We start from the raw sequence: 18,125 nt of genomic DNA on the forward strand, positions 1-18,125 counted from the left end.
TGAAGCGGTCGGCCAGGGCGAAGTCCCGGAGCAGGGCCTGCTCCGCGGCCGCCGCGCGGTCGTTCGCCGCCGCTCTGCCCTGCCGGACGTAGCGCAGGTTGGTGAACTCGGCCTCCCGCAGCGCGTACAGGTTCGCGGTCGCCGCCACCTCGTAGCCGACCAGTTCGAACCACGCGTCCTGGGTGGCCTCCGGCAGCCGGCGGGCGATCCTCGCCGCCCGCCTGTCCAGCGCGCGCCACTCCTCCGTGACCCGCTCCAGCTCGCGGTGACCGAAGGAGAAGGGCGTCTGCTGGTCGTCGTACACCACCTCACCGGTGTCCGAGAGGGTGATCCGGCGGTTCAGCAGCTCGGGTTTGCGGCGCGCCTGCAACTGGCCGTACCGGGCGAGGACCTCGGCCGCTTCGCTCGCCACCGCGGCCCCGAAGTTCTGCCGTGCGTACCTCCGCTCCCACTCCCCCAACCGGTCGATGTCCCAGCGCGACGGATCCCAGGCGTAGGTGAGGAAGAACTCCGTCGGGAGCTCGTTGCCCTTCAGGTCGCCCACGTTGGCCACCCACAGGCCGTGGTTGCCGTAGGCGTGCGCCTGGTGGAGCTGGTCCCAGACGTTGCGGAGGTTCGCCGTGTCCACCCACTTGTAGTTGCGGCCCGCGCCCACGTAGTCGAAGTGGTAGTAGAGGCCGTATCCGCCGCCGCGGGGCTCCTGCGGCGAGGGGTGCTTGCGGATGTTGCCCCAGTTGTCGTCCGTCAGGACGACCGTGACATCGTCCGGTGCGCGCAGGCCGCGGTCCCAGTAGCGCTGGACCTCCTTGTACAGGGTCCACACCTGGGGGGTCTCGGCGGCCGGCCGGCCCGTCACCTCCTCGATGATCCGGCGCTGCGCGGCGATGATCTCCTGCATCAGCCCGATGCCGTCGCCGTCGGGCAGGCCGGTGTCGCCGTTGCCGCGCATGCCGAGCGTGACCACGCCCTCGAAGCCCTCGTCGACCATGCGCTGGACACCGGCCCGCCAGTAGGCGCGGATCGCCTCGGGGTTGCGGAGGTACGACCATTCGCCCGTCCCCCCGTAGGGGTCGGTGCCGGCCGCCGCGTGCCGGTTCCACTCCTCGATGCCGCGCATCATGGGCGCCTCATGAGACGTGCCCATGACAATTCCGTAGTCGGCGGCCCGCCGGTGGTTCTCCGGGTCGTCCTCCGCGAACGCGCGTCCCCACACCGCCGGCCAGAGGTAGTTGCCCTTGAGGCGGAGCAGCACCTCGAAGACCCGGGCGTAGAAGTCCGCGTTGAAGCCGCCGGGGTAGCCGGGGGCCTTGCCCGGGCCGAAGCAGGCCGGCGCCCAGGTGCCGAGGGCCGGGTTCTCGTCGTTGATGAAGAAGCCGCGGTACTTCACGGCGGGGGTGCCCTGGGTGAACCTGCCGGGCAGGACCCACGCCCCGGTCCGCCGTACCGGCGGCACGTCGTCCCACCAGTACCAGGGGGAGACCCCGAGCCCGTACGAGACGTCGTACGCCCCGAAGATCGTGCCGCGCGGGTCGCTGCCCGCGATGACGAAGGCCTTCTCCACCCCGGGCATCGGATGCTCGACCACCGTCTGGAGCGAGGTCTCCCAGCGGCCCTTCACCCCCGTCACGTCCAGCTTCCCGGAGGCCACCAGGTCGTCGATCAGCGGGCTGCGGCCGATCGTGCCGACCAGCACGGCACGCCGGGCCATGGTGGCACCCGGCCGGGTCCCCGTCACCCGTTCGAGGTCGGCGCGGAGGTCGCCCGCCACCCGTACGACTCCGGGGTGATCGTCCGCACTCACCACGACCGGGACGCCCACCAGGGAGAACGCCCCGCCGGTGAAGGAGATGTACGCGCCGGGGTCGGTCACCCGCGGCGCACGGTCGCCTCCGGCCCACGCGATCCCCGACGACAGCGCGGGCACGGTGGCCAGTCCCGCCCCCAGGACGGTCCTACGACGCACGGACATGCCTCACCCCTCCACCCGAATTTGGTCAGCGGCATGACAAATGGTGGAGGGAGTGGCTCCCGGGAGCCAGGGGTCGTACCCGCCGAATAGTTTCGAGCCCGGACGACGACAAAGGGGCCCGTACGACCGAAGTCGTACGGGCCCCTTCAGACCTGCCTGGTCAGCCCTTGCGGGCCAAGATCACTTGTTGATCTTGATGACCTGGCCGGCGCCGACCGTGCGGCCACCCTCGCGGATGGCGAACTTCAGGCCCTCTTCCATGGCGATGGGCTGGATGAGCTCGACCTTCATCTCAGTGTTGTCGCCCGGCATGACCATCTCGGTGCCCTCGGGGAGGGTCACGACGCCGGTCACGTCCGTGGTACGGAAGTAGAACTGCGGACGGTAGTTGTTGAAGAACGGCGTGTGGCGGCCACCCTCGTCCTTGGAGAGGATGTAGGCCTGCGCCTCGAACTCGGTGTGCGGGGTGACCGAGCCCGGCTTGATGATGACCTGGCCGCGCTCGACGTCCTCGCGCTTGATGCCGCGGAGCAGCAGACCGACGTTCTCACCGGCCTGGCCCTCATCGAGCAGCTTGCGGAACATCTCGATACCGGTGACCGTGGTGGTGGTCTTCTCGGTCTTGATGCCGATGATGTCGACGGTCTCGTTGACCTTGAGGACACCACGCTCGATACGGCCGGTGACGACCGTACCGCGACCGGTGATCGTGAAGACGTCCTCGATCGGCATGAGGAACGGCTTGTCGACGTCGCGCTCCGGCTCCGGGATCGCGGTGTCGACGGCGTTCATCAGGTCCAGGACCGACTGGGTCCACTCGGGGTCGCCCTCGAGCGCCTTCAGCGCGGAGACCTTGACGACCGGCAGGTCGTCGCCCGGGAACTCGTACTCGGAGAGGAGCTCACGGACCTCGAGCTCGACGAGCTCCATGATCTCCTCGTCGTCCACCATGTCGGCCTTGTTCAGGGCGACGACGATGTACGGAACGCCGACCTGGCGGGCCAGGAGCACGTGCTCCTTGGTCTGCGGCATCGGGCCGTCGGTGGCGGCGACGACGAGAATCGCACCGTCCATCTGCGCGGCACCGGTGATCATGTTCTTGATGTAGTCCGCGTGACCCGGGCAGTCGACGTGGGCGTAGTGACGGGTCTCCGTCTGGTACTCGACGTGCGCGATGGAGATGGTGATACCGCGCTGACGCTCCTCGGGCGCCTTGTCGATGTTGTCGAACGCGGTCGCCTCGTTCAGGTCCGGGTACGCGTCGTGCAGCACCTTGGTAATGGCGGCCGTGAGGGTCGTCTTACCGTGGTCGATGTGACCGATGGTGCCGATGTTGACGTGCGGCTTAGTCCGCTCGAACTTCGCCTTCGCCACTGGGGTCCTCCTGTGGAGTGGTTCTGTACGCCTTGGATCAATCGGCGCCAGGTGATCTTTGCTGTTGGGGCCCGGGCCCCGGGTCGTTCCGCCACGAATGCGGAGGAACGACCCGTGAGGCTCCGGGGTCAAGCCTACGGCGTGGTGCGCACTGCGGTGAACGCGGTGCTTACTCGCCCTTGGCCTTCGCGATGATCTCCTCGGCGACGTTCCGCGGAACCTCGGCGTAGGAGTCGAACTGCATGGAGTAGCTGGCCCGGCCGGACGTCTTGCTGCGCAGGTCGCCGACGTAACCGAACATCTCCGAGAGGGGCACGAGGCCCTTCACGACGCGGGCACCGGCCCGCTCCTCCATGGCCTGGATCTGGCCACGGCGGGAGTTGATGTCGCCGATGACCTCACCCATGTAGTCCTCGGGCGTGGTGACCTCGACGGCCATCATCGGCTCAAGGAGAACGGGCTTGGCCTTGCGCGCGGCCTCCTTGAAGGCCTGCGAACCGGCGATCTTGAAGGCGAGCTCGGAGGAGTCCACCTCGTGGTAGGCACCGTCGTGCAGGATCACGCGGACACCGGTCATCTCGTAACCGGCGAGGATGCCGAACTGCATGGCCTCCTGCGCACCGGCGTCGACCGAAGGGATGTACTCCTTCGGGATACGACCACCGGTCACCTTGTTCACGAACTCGTACGACGTGTCGCCGCCCTCGAGCGGCTCGATGCCGATCTGCACCTTCGCGAACTGACCGGTACCACCGGTCTGCTTCTTGTGGGTGTAGTCGACGCGCTCGACAGCCTGACGGATCGTCTCGCGGTACGCCACCTGCGGCTTGCCGACGTTGGCCTCGACCTTGAACTCACGGCGCATACGGTCGACCAGCACCTCGAGGTGCAGCTCGCCCATACCACCGATGATGGTCTGGCCGGTCTCCTCGTCCGAGTGAACCTGGAAGGAGGGGTCCTCCTCCGCGAGACGCTGGATGGCGACACCCAGCTTCTCCTGGTCACCCTTGGACTTGGGCTCGATGGCGACCTGGATGACCGGCGCCGGGAAGTCCATGGACTCCAGGATCACCGGCTGCTTGTCGTCGCACAGCGTCTCACCGGTCGTGGTCTGCTTCAGACCCATGACGGCGATGATGTCGCCGGCGCCCACCGACTCGATCTCCTCACGCTTGTTCGCGTGCATGCGGTAGATCTTGCCGATGCGCTCCTTCTTGCCCTTGACGGAGTTCAGCACGGCGGTGCCGGACTCCAGGCGGCCCGAGTAGACCCGGACGAAGGTGAGCTTGCCGAGGTGCGGGTCGCTCATGATCTTGAACGCCAGCGCGGACAGCGGCTCGTCGTCGGACGGCTTGCGCTTGACCACGACCTCCGGGTCCTTCACGTCGTGGCCCTCGATGGCCTCGACGTCCAGGGGGGAGGGCAGGTAGCGCACGACCGCGTCGAGCAGGGGCTGGACGCCCTTGTTCTTGAACGCGGTACCGCAGAACACCGGGGTGACCGTGGTGTCCTTGGACTTGCCGGACGCGATGGTGATACGGCGGATCGCGGCGTACAGCTGCTCCTCCGAGGGCTCCTGGCCCTCCAGGAACAGCTCCATGATCTCGTCGTCGTTCTCGGCCACGGTCTCGACCAGCTTGCCGCGGTACTCCTCGGCAGCCTCGATGTGGGTGGCCGGGATGTCGACGACGTCGTACATCTCGCCCTTGGTGGCCTCGGCGGACCACACGAGCGCCTTCATGCGGACGAGGTCCACGACGCCCTGGAAGTCGGCCTCGGCACCGATCGGGAGCTGCATGACGATCGGCTGCGCGCCCAGGCGGTCGCTGATCATGTCGACGCAGCGGTGGAACTCGGCACCGGTCCGGTCGAGCTTGTTGACGAAGCAGATACGCGGGACGCCGTAGCGGTCCGCCTGACGCCACACCGTCTCGGACTGGGGCTCCACGCCGGCGACGCCGTCGAACACCGTCACGGCACCGTCGAGCACGCGCAGCGAACGCTCCACCTCGACGGTGAAGTCGACGTGGCCCGGGGTGTCGATGATGTTGATGGTGTGGTCGACGTCTTCCAGCGGCCAGTGACAGGTGGTGGCAGCAGAGGTGATCGTGATGCCACGCTCCTGCTCCTGCTCCATCCAGTCCATGGTGGCGGCGCCGTCGTGGACCTCACCGATCTTGTACGACACACCGGTGTAGAACAGGATCCGCTCGGTGGTGGTCGTCTTGCCCGCGTCGATGTGGGCCATGATCCCGATGTTGCGGACCTTGGCCAGGTCAAGTGAAGTGGTAGCCATAAGGCTTCGGTCTTCTCTCGGTCTCGATGTGGGTAGCGACTACCAGCGGTAGTGCGCGAAGGCCTTGTTGGACTCGGCCATCTTGTGCGTGTCCTCGCGCTTCTTGACGGCCGCACCGAGGCCGTTCGAAGCGTCGAGAAGCTCGTTGAGCAGACGCTCGGTCATGGTCTTCTCGCGACGGGCGCGGGAGTAACCGACGAGCCAGCGCAGCGCGAGGGTGTTGGCGCGACCGGGCTTGACCTCGATCGGAACCTGGTACGTCGCACCACCGACACGGCGGGACTTGACCTCGAGGGTCGGCTTGATGTTCTCCAGCGCGCGCTTCAGCGTGATGATCGGGTCGTTGCCCGTCTTCTCACGCAGACCCTCCATGGCGCCGTAGACGATGCGCTCGGCGGTGGAACGCTTGCCGTTCAGCAGCACCTTGTTGATCAGGGAGGTCACCAGAGGGGAGCCGTAAACCGGGTCGATGATGACCGGGCGCTTCGGGGCGGGGCCCTTACGAGGCATTCTTACTTCTCCTTCTTGGCGCCGTAGCGGCTGCGGGCCTGCTTGCGGTTCTTGACACCCTGGGTGTCGAGCGAGCCACGGATGATCTTGTAGCGAACACCCGGCAGGTCCTTCACACGGCCGCCGCGCACGAGCACGATGGAGTGCTCCTGCAGGTTGTGTCCCTCACCCGGAATGTAAGCGGTGACCTCGATCCCGCTGGTCAGACGCACACGCGCGACCTTACGCAGGGCCGAGTTCGGCTTCTTCGGGGTGGTCGTGAACACACGCGTGCAGACGCCCCGGCGCTGAGGGGAACCCTCGAGTGCGGGCGTCTTGTTCTTCTCGACCTTGTCCTGCCGGCCCTTGCGGACCAGCTGCTGGATCGTAGGCACTACTTCTCCGGTTTCTGTGTGCCGAATGGTGAAGCTAACCTGGAACATCGCCGACCCACGCGGTCGGGTGTGTCGGATTCCGCGAACTCCTGCCGGAAAGCAGAAGGGGGCGCGGATCACGGTGGCCGCTTCGTCACTCAGGTGCGGTTTGAAGGCACGCACGAGGATCAGGGCACACCCCAGGCACAAGGTCTGAGCGTACCCAGCGCAATGACTCCGGTCAAAACAAAAGAAGGGCGACCGGTTGCGGGGCCTGTGAGCTGGGGTTTTGCGAGAGGCCTCCGCCATACCACGAAGACGTCCGCCACGCGAACGGGACCGACGCGGACCGTCCGGAGCCAGTCGAAGGCCGCTTGAAGGACTGTGCGACGCTACCGGATCTCCGAGTCCGGCGCTGCGCGAGCCACTCCCGGACCGGGCCGGGGCGGGGCCGCCAGGCCGGTGCCGGAACGGTCCGGAGCCAGGCCGGTGCCGAGGCCGGGGCCAGGCCAGCGTCGAGCCGGTGCCGAGGCCGGGCCGGGGCCGGGCCGGGGCCGGGCCGGTGCCGGGCCGGTGCCGGGGCCGGGGCCGGGGCCGGGCCAGTGTCGAGCCGGTGCCGAGGCCGGGCCGGGGCCGGGCCGGGGCCGGGCCGGGGCCGGGGCCAGGCCGGGGCCAGGCCGGGGCCATAGCAGTTCGTCCGGTGGCGGCTCCCGTTCCTGGGCCGGTGGCCGACCCCAGGTTCCGGGGCGGGAGGCCGACCTCAGGTCCCCGGGCCGGAGGCCGCTCCTCGGATCCTGGAGCGGCCCTACGGGTTCTTGCTGGAGCGCCGGTACGGCCCTGCCGTGCGCCTTCGACGCCGTCGGCTTCTCCCCCTCCCCCGGCCGCGCGCTGTCCGTCCGCGGCGGCCGGTGGTGCCTCCAAAGGCCCTGGCCCGCTGAGGGCCGCCGGAGCCCTCGTGCGGCCGGTACAGGGCATCTGTGCCCGGGGCGACGCCGTTGCCCGCCGGCGGCCGCCGGCGGGCACCGTGCCGTTGGTCCGGACGCGCCCGAGGGTCCGGGCACGCCGAAGGGCGGCCACCCGCGATGGGTGACCGCCCTTCGGACCAACTACTACTGGTTGTACGGACCGTAGTCGTAGTCCTCCAGCGGAACGGCCTGGCCGGAGCCCGTGCCGAACGGCGAGTAGTCGATGTCGTCGTAGCCGACGGCCGAGTACATCGCGGCCTTCGCCTCCTCGGTCGGCTCCACCCGGATGTTGCGGTAGCGGGACAGACCCGTACCGGCCGGGATGAGCTTACCGATGATGACGTTCTCCTTGAGACCGATGAGCGAGTCGGACTTGGCGTTGATCGCCGCGTCGGTGAGGACTCGCGTCGTCTCCTGGAAGGACGCCGCCGACAGCCAGGACTCCGTGGCCAGCGAGGCCTTGGTGATACCCATGAGCTGCGGACGACCGGAGGCCGGGTGACCGCCCTCCTGGACCACACGACGGTTCTCGTGCTCGAACTTCGAGCGCTCGACCAGCTCGCCGGGCAGCAGCTCGGCGTCGCCGGACTCGATGATCGTCACACGGCGCAGCATCTGCCGGATGATGATCTCGATGTGCTTGTCGTGGATCGACACACCCTGCGAGTTGTAGACCTTCTGGACCTCGCCGACCAGGTGGACCTGGACGGCACGCTGGCCCAGGATGCGCAGCACGTCGTGCGGGTTGGTGGCACCCACGGTGAGCTTCTGGCCCACCTCGACGTGCTCGCCCTCGCTGACCAGGAGTCGGGCGCGCTTCGAGATCGGGTACGCCGTCTCGTCGCTGCCGTCGTCCGGCGTGATGACGATCTTCTTGGTCTTCTCGGTCTCCTCGATCCGCACCCGGCCCTGGGCCTCGGAGATCGGGGCGACACCCTTCGGGGTACGGGCCTCGAAGAGCTCGACGACACGCGGCAGACCCTGGGTGATGTCGTCACCGGCCACACCACCGGTGTGGAAGGTACGCATCGTCAGCTGGGTACCGGGCTCACCGATGGACTGGGCGGCGATGATGCCGACCGCCTCACCGATGTCGACCAGCTTGCCGGTGGCCAGCGAGCGGCCGTAGCACATGGCGCAGGTGCCGACGGCGGACTCACAGGTCAGGACCGAACGGGTCTTGACCTCCGAGACGCCACGGGCGACCAGCTCGTCGATGAGGACGTCACCGAGGTCGGTGTTGGCCGGGGCCAGCACCACGCCGTCGACGACGATGTCCTCGGCCAGCGCACGGGCGTACACGCTGGTCTCGACGTTCTCCGCCTTGCGCAGCACGCCGTCCGCGCCGACCTCCGCGATGTGCAGCTTGAGGCCGCGCTCGGTGCCGCAGTCCTCCTCGCGGATGATGACGTCCTGCGAGACGTCCACCAGACGACGGGTCAGGTAACCCGAGTCGGCGGTACGCAGGGCGGTGTCGGCGAGACCCTTACGGGCACCGTGCGTCGAGATGAAGTACTCGAGCACGGACAGGCCCTCACGGAACGAGGCCTTGATCGGACGCGGGATGGTCTCGTTCTTCGCGTTCGACACCAGACCACGCATACCGGCGATCTGCCGCATCTGCATCATGTTTCCTCGGGCACCCGAGTCAACCATCATGAAGATGGGGTTCGTCTTGGGGAAGTTCTCGTTCATCGCCTCGGCGACCTCGTTGGTCGCCTTGGTCCAGATCGCGATGAGCTCCTGAGTGCGCTCTTCCTTGGTGATCAGACCGCGCTCGTACTGCTTCTGGACCTTCTCGTCCTGCGCCTCGTAGCCGGCGACGATCGCCTTCTTCGCCTCGGGGACGACGACGTCGGAGATGGCCACGGTGACACCGGAACGGGTGCCCCAGTAGAAGCCGGCCGCCTTCAGGTTGTCGAGCGTCGCCGCCACGATGACCTTGGGGTAGCGCTCGGCCAGGTCGTTGACGATCTCGCCGAGCTGCTTCTTGCCCACCGAGTAGTCGACGAACGGGTAGTCCTCGGGCAGCAGCTCGTTGAAGAGCGCGCGGCCCAGGGTGGTGCGCAGCCGGAAGGAGTCACCGGTCTGGTACTCCGGCTCGCCCTCCTCGACGGCCGGCGGGGTCCAGCCGCGCGGCGGGATGGTGCCCACCGGGAAGCGGATGTCGATCGCCGACTGCAGCGCCAGCTCGCCGGCGTCGAACGCCATGGTCGCCTCGGCCGTGGAGCCGAACGCGCGGCCCTCGCCCTTGGTGTCGCGCAGCTCGCCGTCGGTGGTGAGGAAGAACAGACCGAGGACCATGTCCTGGGTCGGCATCGTCACCGGGCGGCCGTCGGCGGGCTTGAGGATGTTGTTCGAGGACAGCATCAGGATGCGGGCCTCGGCCTGCGCCTCCGCGGACAGCGGCAGGTGCACGGCCATCTGGTCGCCGTCGAAGTCCGCGTTGAACGCGGTGCAGACGAGCGGGTGGATCTGGATGGCCTTGCCCTCGACCAGCTGCGGCTCGAAGGCCTGGATGCCGAGGCGGTGCAGGGTGGGCGCACGGTTCAGCAGCACCGGGTGCTCGGCGATGACCTCTTCGAGGACGTCGTACACGACGGTGCGGCCGCGCTCCACCATGCGCTTGGCGGACTTGATGTTCTGCGCGTGGTTCAGGTCGACCAGGCGCTTCATCACGAACGGCTTGAAGAGCTCCAGCGCCATGGCCTTGGGCAGACCGCACTGGTGCAGCTTCAGCTGCGGGCCGACGACGATGACGGAACGCGCCGAGTAGTCGACTCGCTTGCCGAGCAGGTTCTGACGGAAACGACCCTGCTTGCCCTTGAGCATGTCGCTCAGGGACTTCAGCGGGCGGTTACCGGGACCGGTGACCGGGCGGCCACGACGACCGTTGTCGAAGAGGGCGTCGACGGCCTCCTGGAGCATGCGCTTCTCGTTGTTCACGATGATCTCGGGCGCACCGAGGTCGAGAAGGCGCTTCAGGCGGTTGTTGCGGTTGATGACACGGCGGTACAGGTCGTTCAGGTCGGAGGTCGCGAAGCGGCCACCGTCCAGCTGCACCATCGGGCGGAGGTCCGGCGGGATGACCGGCACGCAGTCCAGGACCATGCCCTTGGGGCTGTTGCTGGTCTGCAGGAACGCGGAGACGACCTTCAGACGCTTGAGCGCACGGGTCTTCTTCTGGCCCTTGCCGGTACGGATGATCTCGCGGAGCTTCTCGGCCTCCTCGTCGAGGTCGAAGGACTCCAGGCGCTTCTGCAGCGCCGCGGCACCCATCGAGCCGTCGAAGTACGTGCCGAAGCGGTCACGCAGCTCGCGGTAGAGGAGCTCGTCGCCCTCCAGGTCCTGGACCTTGAGGTTCTTGAAGCGGGTCCAGACCTCGTCGAGGCGGTCGATCTCGCGCTGCGAACGGTCGCGCAGCTGCTTCATCTCACGCTCGGCACCCTCGCGCACCTTGCGGCGCACGTCGGCCTTGGCGCCCTCGGCCTCCAGCTCGGCCAGGTCGCTTTCCAGCTTCTTGGCACGGGCCTCGAGGTCGGCGTCCCGGCGGTTCTCGACCTGCTGGCGCTCCACGGAGACGTGCGCCTCCAGGGAGGGCAGGTCGCGGGTGCGGCGCTCCTCGTCGACGAACGTGATCATGTACGCCGCGAAGTAGATGACCTTCTCGAGGTCCTTCGGCGCCAGGTCCAGCAGGTAGCCCAGGCGGCTCGGGACACCCTTGAAGTACCAGATGTGCGTGACGGGCGCGGCGAGCTCGATGTGGCCCATCCGCTCACGGCGCACCTTGGCGCGGGTCACCTCGACGCCGCAGCGCTCACAGATGATGCCCTTGAAACGGACGCGCTTGTACTTGCCGCAGTAGCACTCCCAGTCCCGGGTGGGGCCGAAGATCTTCTCGCAGAAGAGCCCGTCCTTTTCCGGCTTGAGCGTGCGGTAGTTGATCGTCTCGGGCTTCTTGACCTCGCCGTGGCTCCACTGACGGATGTCGTCAGCGGTGGCCAGGCCGATCCGGAGCTCGTCGAAGAAGTTGACGTCGAGCACTATGCGTCAATCCCTCTCAGGGTTGTGAGTCTGTGGTCTGAAACGGGGGCCTGGGGGTCGGCGGGGCCCTGATGGCTCAGGGCCTCGCCGGACTCCCGTCAGACCTCTTCGACGCTGCTCGGCTCGCGCCGGGACAGGTCGATGCCGAGCTCCTCCGCAGCGCGGAAGACGTCCTCGTCGGTGTCACGCATCTCGATGGACATACCGTCGCTGGACAGCACCTCCACGTTCAGGCAGAGCGACTGCATCTCCTTGATGAGGACCTTGAAGGACTCGGGGATGCCGGGCTCGGGGATGTTCTCGCCCTTGACGATGGCCTCGTAGACCTTCACGCGGCCGGTGACGTCGTCGGACTTGATGGTCAGCAGCTCCTGGAGGGCGTACGCGGCGCCGTAGGCCTCGAGGGCCCACACCTCCATCTCGCCGAACCGCTGGCCACCGAACTGGGCCTTACCACCCAGCGGCTGCTGGGTGATCATCGAGTACGGGCCGGTCGAACGGGCGTGCAGCTTGTCGTCGACCAGGTGGTGCAGCTTCAGGATGTACATGTAGCCGACCGAGATCGGGTCCGGGAACGGCTCACCGCTGCGGCCGTCGAACAGCCGCGCCTTGCCGGACGGGAGGACCAGGCGGTCGCCGTCGCGGTTCGGGATGGTGTGCTGCAGCAGACCCGCCAGCTCGTCCTCGCGGGCACCGTCGAAGACCGGGGTGGCGACGTTGGTGCGCGGGGCGACCTGGTCGGCACCGATGGCCTGGAGACGCTGGGCCCACTCGTCGCCGAGACCGGAGACGTCCCAGCCGCGGCTGGCGAGCCAGCCGAGGTGGATCTCCAGGACCTGTCCCGGGTTCATTCGGGACGGGACGCCGAGCGGGTTGAGGATGATGTCGACCGGAGTTCCGTCCTCGAGGAACGGCATGTCCTCGATGGGAAGGATCTTCGAGATGACACCCTTGTTGCCGTGGCGGCCGGCGAGCTTGTCACCGTCGGTGATCTTGCGCTTCTGCGCGACGTAGACGCGGACCAGCTGGTTCACGCCCGGCGGCAGCTCGTCGCCCTCCTCGCGGTCGAAGACGCGCACGCCGATGACCTTGCCGGTCTCGCCGTGCGGCACCTTCAGGGAGGTGTCACGGACCTCGCGCGCCTTCTCACCGAAGATCGCGCGCAGCAGGCGCTCCTCGGGGGTCAGCTCGGTCTCACCCTTGGGCGTGACCTTGCCGACGAGGATGTCACCGGCGATGACCTCGGCGCCGATACGGATGATGCCGCGCTCGTCGAGGTCGGCGAGGACCTCCTCGGAGACGTTCGGGATGTCCCGGGTGATCTCCTCGGGGCCGAGCTTGGTGTCACGGGCGTCGACCTCGTGCTCCTCGATGTGGATCGAGGAGAGGACGTCGTCCTGCACGAGGCGCTGCGACAGGATGATCGCGTCCTCGTAGTTGTGACCCTCCCACGGCATGAACGCCACGAGCAGGTTCTTGCCGAGGGCCATCTCGCCGTTCTGGGTGGCCGGACCGTCGGCCAGCACCTGGCCGGTGATGATGCGGTCGCCCTCGTTGACGATGACCTTCTGGTTGACCGAGGTGCCCTGGTTGGACCGGGAGAACTTGGCCAGGCGGTACGTGATGTACGTGCCGTCGTCGTTGGCGGTGGTGATGTAGTCCGCGGAGACCTCCTGGACCACACCGTCCTTCTCGGCCTTGACCACGTCACCGGCGTCGACGGCGGAGCGGTACTCCATGCCGGTGCCGACGAGCGGGGCCTCGCTCTTGATCAGCGGCACGGCCTGGCGCATCATGTTCGCGCCCATGAGGGCACGGTTGGCGTCGTCGTGCTCGAGGAAGGGGATCATGGCGGTCGCGACCGACACCATCTGGCGCGGCGAGACGTCCATGTAGTCCACGTCGTCACCGGCGACGTAGTCGACCTCGCCGCCACGACGGCGGACCAGGACGCGGGCCTCGGCGAAGCGCAGGTCGTCGGTCAGGCCGGCGTTGGCCTGCGCGATGACGAAGCGGTCCTCCTCGTCGGCGGTCAGGTAGTCCACCTCGTCGGTGACCTGGCCGTCGACGACCTTGCGGTACGGGGTCTCGACGAAGCCGAACGCGTTGACCCGGCCGTAGGAGGCGAGCGAGCCGATCAGGCCGATGTTCGGGCCTTCGGGGGTCTCGATCGGGCACATGCGGCCGTAGTGCGACGGGTGCACGTCACGGACCTCGAAGCCGGCCCGCTCACGGGAGAGACCACCCGGGCCAAGAGCCGACAGACGGCGCTTGTGGGTGAGACCCGACAGCGGGTTGTTCTGGTCCATGAACTGGGACAGCTGGCTGGTGCCGAAGAACTCCTTGATGGAGGCGACGACCGGCCGGATGTTGATCAGGGTCTGGGGCGTGATCGCCTCGACGTCCTGGGTGGTCATGCGCTCGCGGACGACGCGCTCCATACGGGCCAGACCGGTGCGGACCTGGTTCTGGATGAGCTCGCCGACGCTGCGCAGACGACGGTTGCCGAAGTGGTCGATGTCGTCGGTCTCGACGACGATCGTCTGGCCGTTGTCCGCGGCCGTCTCGGTCTCACCGGCGTGCAGCTTCACCAGGTACTTGATCGTCGAGATGACGTCCTCGACGGTCAGGACGCCCGCGTCGAGCGGAGCCTCCGCACCCAGCTTCTTGTTGACCTTGTAGCGGCCGACCTTGGCGAGGTCGTAGCGCTTGGGGTTGAAGTACAGGTTCTCCAGGAGCGTCTGCGCGGCCTCACGCGTGGGGGGCTCGCCCGGACGCAGCTTGCGGTAGATGTCGAGCAGCGCGTCGTCCTGGCCCTGGGTGTGGTCCTTCTCCAGGGTGGCGCGCATGGACTCGTACTCGCCGAACTCCTCGAGGATCTGCTCGGTGGTCCAGCCGAGAGCCTTGAGCAGCACGGTGACCGACTGCTTGCGCTTGCGGTCGATGCGGACACCGACCATGTCGCGCTTGTCGATCTCCATCTCCAGCCAGGCACCCCGGGACGGGATGATCTTGGCGGAGAAGATGTCCTTGTCGGACGTCTTGTCGATGGAGGAGTCGAAGTAGACACCGGGCGAACGGACCAGCTGCGACACCACGACACGCTCGGTGCCGTTGATGACGAAGGTGCCCTTGTTCGTCATGAGCGGGAAGTCGCCCATGAAGACCGTCTGGGACTTGATCTCACCGGTCTCGTTGTTGGTGAACTCGGCCGTGACGAAGAGCGGGGCGGCGTACGTGAAGTCGCGCTCCTTGCATTCGTCGATGCTGTTCTTCGGCGGCTCGAAGCGGTGGTCGCGGAACGTCAGCGACATCGACCCGGAGAAGTCCTCGATCGGGGAGATCTCCTCGAAGATCTCCTCCAGACCGGACTTGGTGGGGACATCCTGACCGGACTCCAGAGCCTCCTCGACCCGACTCTGCCAGGCGGTGTTGCCGAGCAGCCAGTCGAAGCTCTCGGTCTGCAGCGCGAGCAGGTTGGGAACCTCAAGAGGCTCCTTGATCTTTGCAAAAGAGATGCGCAGCGGGGCGGTGCTGGCGCCGTTGTTCATATTCGCGTTCGAGGCAGTGCGCGAGGCGGCCAAGAGGGGGTCCTTCCGAGGGCTCGGACTCACTACGCGCTCCCCGGTCCCTTCCCGGACACAGAGACAGAAACCCCAGTTCAGAGGGGATCGGTCGTCGGCGTTCGGGTGAGGGTAGACCCCTGGTGACGGGCAGGGGACAGCTAACAGGCAGCGCAAAGGGTCAGTGTAGCCACTCGGCACACTGATGTCCAGTCTCCATTTTCTGAGACCCTCTTCATCGTCAACGCCTGCGTCATGCCTGCCCTCAACGCACGTTGATACTGCCCTCTTCGTCGCCGATCCATGCCTCGGATCCGGACCGTTCTGGCGACGCGTCCTGAGAATTGCGCGCTGCGTGCGGTTCGTCAAGGCCCCGCTGCGCAAACCCGGCGCGCCGGAGACACGACGAAGATCACCATACCCCCCGTCCTGGCGGGTGCAAGGCAACCGCGGTCGGCCTCCCGGGAACGCCGAAGAGCGACCACCCAGATGGATGATCGCTCTTCGCGGTCTGTGCGTTACAGCCCCCGAGGGGGTGTTTCAGCACACAGAGGTCTGCACGACCTCGGAGGCGTTACTTGACCTCGACGGAGGCGCCGGCGCCCTTGAGGGACTCGGCGGCCTTCTCGGCGGCCTCCTTGGCGACCTTCTCGAGGACGGGCTTCGGGGCGCCGTCCACGAGGTCCTTGGCCTCCTTCAGGCCGAGGGAGGTCAGCTCACGCACGACCTTGATGACCTGGATCTTCTTGTCGCCGGCGCCGGTGAGGATGACGTCGAACTCGTCCTGCTCCTCGGCGGCCTCGACCGGGGCGGCCGGACCGGCCGGACCCGCGACGGCAACCGCGGCGGCGGCGGTGACGTCGAACTTCTCCTCGAACGCCTTCACGAACTCGGAGAGCTGGATGAGGGTCATGCCCTCGAACTCGGCGAGCAGTTCGTCCTGGGTGAGAGCCACGATGGCTTTCCTTCCACTAATTTCGGCTGGTGCCGGATGTACATGTCTGGCGGGCGTACGTTCGGCCCGCTACGACCACTGCCGCAGGCGGTGTGCCTCAGGCGGCGGTCATTTCGCGAGCCGAGTTACTCGGCACCGCCCTGCTCGGCCTGCTTGACACGAAGCGCCTCCGCGGTGCGGACGAACTTCGAGGGGAGCGCCTGGAAGACCTGAGCAGCCTGCGTCTGCTTGCCCTTCAGGGCGCCCGCCAGCTTGGCGAGCAGAACCTCGCGGGACTCGAGGTCCGCAAGCTTCTTGATCTCGTCGGCGGACAGCGCCTTGCCGTCAAGGACACCGCCCTTGATGACGAGGTTCGGGTTGTCCTTGGCGAAGTCACGAAGACCCTTCGCCGACGTCACCGGGTCACCGGTGATGAAGGCAACCGCCGTCGGACCGTTGAACAGGTCGTCGAGCGTCGAGATCCCGGCCTCGTTGGCCGCGATCTTGGTCAGCGTGTTCTTCACCACGGCGTACTGGGCGTCTTCACCGAGCGAACGACGCAGCGTCTTGAGCTGCGCCACGGTGAGACCCCGGTACTCGGTCAGCACGGCGGCGTTCGAGCTGCGGAACTGCTCCGTCAGCTCGGCTACCGCGGCAGCCTTGTCGGGCCTTGCCATAGAGCGTCGGCCTCCTTCCGGGTGATGAGGACCGCTCAGAAGGGGCTGGGAAAACGAAACGCCCCGGCGCAGGCGCACGGGGCGTAGCTCGACCGGGCACATACGCGCGAGCGCGTGTTCCGGGAGCATGTCCACAGTCACCTGCGCGGGTCGTCCGCGGTTCAGCGGATCCTTCGGCCACCGCACACTCTGACGAGCACACGGCAACGACCAGCGGTCTTTGGCTTCTGTAGGAGCGTACGGGATCGGTGCAGTGTCAAGCAAATCGGCTCCGTACGACCCCGCTCAGGGGGTCGGCCCGCCGACCCCCTGCTTCTTCAGCAGGGTCCCGAAGTCCTCGGTGTCGCCGGCCGGGGGCCGCTTCGCACTGACCTGCACGCCGTAGTCACCGTAGTAGGCGGTCTGGTTCATCGCGCCGCTCGCCGTGTCGGCCTTCTCGATCTTCTTGACCAGGAGGCCCTTGGCGTCGATCCAGAGGTCGACGGTCTCGGCGGTGACACCGGCCTGGCTCAGCTGGCCGCGCAGACCGCTGTCGGCGGTCAGGTCGGAGGCGTGCACCGTGCCCGCGTAGTGGGTGGTGGCGGTGCCGGCGACCTTCTCCTCGCCGACCTTGTGCGCGTCGGCGGAGGCGAGCAGCAGTCGTACCGGCCGGTTGGGCGTGGTGTTGCGCATGACGTCCGTCAGCATCGCCCCGGAGCCGCCGCCGAGGGTGGCGAGATAGTCGTACGTGTACCTGATCCAGTGTCTGCCGCCGAGTTGCCGGGCGAACCGCTCGCCGACCTTGGCGTAGTAGGCGTCCCGGAGGTAGCGGGTCTCCAGGGAGCCGGAGTCGAGGCCGCGCATCAGGTCGGCCGTGCTGCCGCCTGTGTAGGTGATGGTGAGGGTGCCGGTGGTTCCGTCGGTCCAGCCGAGGGCGCCCTCCGCCCTGGTGGACATCAGGGAGCCCAGGGCGGTGGTGGAGCGGACCCGGGCGGAACCGGCCCGGCGGGTGGCGCGCTCGGCGGCGCGCAGTGCGGCGGTCGGGCGGGGCCGGTGGACGGATGTGCTCCTGGCGCCCTTCGCGGGCGTGTCCGACGAGGAGGTGCAGGCGGCCGACCCGGTCAGTACGGTCGCCACCACGATCGCCAGGGCCGCCCGGCGCCCACCCCTGCTCGTCATCCCGCCCCACCCCCGTACGAGTCCCACCCCCGACGCTAACCCAGCCCACCGACAACACGCCGAAAGTCGACGAAGGACCGGAAGTGGGTTCGTGAAAAAGCAGGACGGGCCCCGCAACCCTTTCGGATTCCGTGATCGCGAAATGATTCTCGACCTCTACGAACTCATCACCAGCCCGCGCATGAACCACGCGTACATCCGCCCCGGCGGACTCGCCCAGGACCTGCCGCCTGGCGGACGTGAACTGCCCGAACTGCGGCAACAAGGGCCAGTTCACCGAGC

General features: G+C 67.5%; 10 protein-coding genes and 1 pseudogene. 1 reads left to right on the plus strand and 10 read right to left on the minus strand.

Annotated elements, in window-relative coordinates:
- From ABZ646_RS20140 to ABZ646_RS20185, 10 genes are all read right to left on the minus strand, one after another.
- On the minus strand, window positions 1-1,969 hold a 1,969-nt coding region (locus tag ABZ646_RS20140), incomplete at its 3' end, for a glycosyl hydrolase 115 family protein (protein WP_360520345.1).
- 180 nt (window positions 1,970-2,149) lie between these two features.
- Window positions 2,150-3,343, minus strand: a complete 1,194-nt coding sequence (gene tuf / locus ABZ646_RS20145) for an elongation factor Tu (protein WP_360239560.1) — start codon at window positions 3,341-3,343, stop codon at window positions 2,150-2,152.
- Window positions 3,344-3,512: 169 nt separating this feature from the next.
- The gene (gene fusA, locus ABZ646_RS20150) at window positions 3,513-5,639 is read right to left on the minus strand and encodes an elongation factor G (protein WP_360520347.1); all 2,127 of its coding nucleotides are present in this window, start codon (window positions 5,637-5,639) and stop codon (window positions 3,513-3,515) included.
- Window positions 5,640-5,678: 39 nt separating this feature from the next.
- Window positions 5,679-6,149 carry a 30S ribosomal protein S7 gene (gene rpsG / locus ABZ646_RS20155; RefSeq protein WP_003992340.1) on the minus strand — a complete coding sequence of 157 codons (471 nt, stop codon included), beginning with the start codon at window positions 6,147-6,149 and terminating at the stop codon, window positions 5,679-5,681.
- Between the two features lie 2 nt (window positions 6,150-6,151).
- Window positions 6,152-6,523, minus strand: coding sequence for a 30S ribosomal protein S12 (gene rpsL / locus ABZ646_RS20160; RefSeq protein WP_003948652.1), 372 nt, complete (start codon window positions 6,521-6,523; stop codon window positions 6,152-6,154).
- A 1,088-nt stretch (window positions 6,524-7,611) separates the two neighbouring features.
- Window positions 7,612-11,511 (minus strand): DNA-directed RNA polymerase subunit beta', encoded by a 3,900-nt coding sequence (locus ABZ646_RS20165; protein ID WP_360520350.1) that lies wholly within the window; start codon window positions 11,509-11,511, stop codon window positions 7,612-7,614.
- Between the two features lie 98 nt (window positions 11,512-11,609).
- Window positions 11,610-15,095: a DNA-directed RNA polymerase subunit beta gene (gene rpoB / locus ABZ646_RS20170; protein ID WP_360520353.1), complete on the minus strand. Its 3,486-nt coding sequence runs from the start codon at window positions 15,093-15,095 to the stop codon at window positions 11,610-11,612.
- 553 nt (window positions 15,096-15,648) lie between these two features.
- Window positions 15,649-16,032 (minus strand): 50S ribosomal protein L7/L12, encoded by a 384-nt coding sequence (rplL, locus tag ABZ646_RS20175; protein WP_360520362.1) that lies wholly within the window; start codon window positions 16,030-16,032, stop codon window positions 15,649-15,651.
- Window positions 16,033-16,154: 122 nt separating this feature from the next.
- The gene (gene rplJ / locus ABZ646_RS20180; RefSeq protein WP_360520356.1) at window positions 16,155-16,685 is read right to left on the minus strand and encodes a 50S ribosomal protein L10; all 531 of its coding nucleotides are present in this window, start codon (window positions 16,683-16,685) and stop codon (window positions 16,155-16,157) included.
- A 285-nt stretch (window positions 16,686-16,970) separates the two neighbouring features.
- The gene (locus ABZ646_RS20185) at window positions 16,971-17,843 is read right to left on the minus strand and encodes a hypothetical protein (protein ID WP_360520359.1); all 873 of its coding nucleotides are present in this window, start codon (window positions 17,841-17,843) and stop codon (window positions 16,971-16,973) included.
- Between the two features lie 121 nt (window positions 17,844-17,964).
- Between ABZ646_RS20185 and ABZ646_RS20190 the strand changes: the two are divergent.
- Window positions 17,965-18,125: pseudogene (locus ABZ646_RS20190) on the plus strand (hypothetical protein); the annotation flags it as partial.

The organism is Streptomyces sp. NPDC007162 (assembly GCF_040634175.1).
Classification (GTDB): Bacteria; Actinomycetota; Actinomycetes; order Streptomycetales; family Streptomycetaceae; genus Streptomyces.

Coding starts and splice junctions, on each gene's coding strand:
- fusA (WP_360520347.1), bottom strand. CDS start 5,639: ATGGCTACCACTTCACTTGACCTGGCCAAGGTCCGCAACATCGGGATC.
- rpsG (WP_003992340.1), bottom strand. CDS start 6,149: ATGCCTCGTAAGGGCCCCGCCCCGAAGCGCCCGGTCATCATCGACCCG.
- rplJ (WP_360520356.1), bottom strand. CDS start 16,685: ATGGCAAGGCCCGACAAGGCTGCCGCGGTAGCCGAGCTGACGGAGCAG.
- ABZ646_RS20185 (WP_360520359.1), bottom strand. CDS start 17,843: ATGACGAGCAGGGGTGGGCGCCGGGCGGCCCTGGCGATCGTGGTGGCG.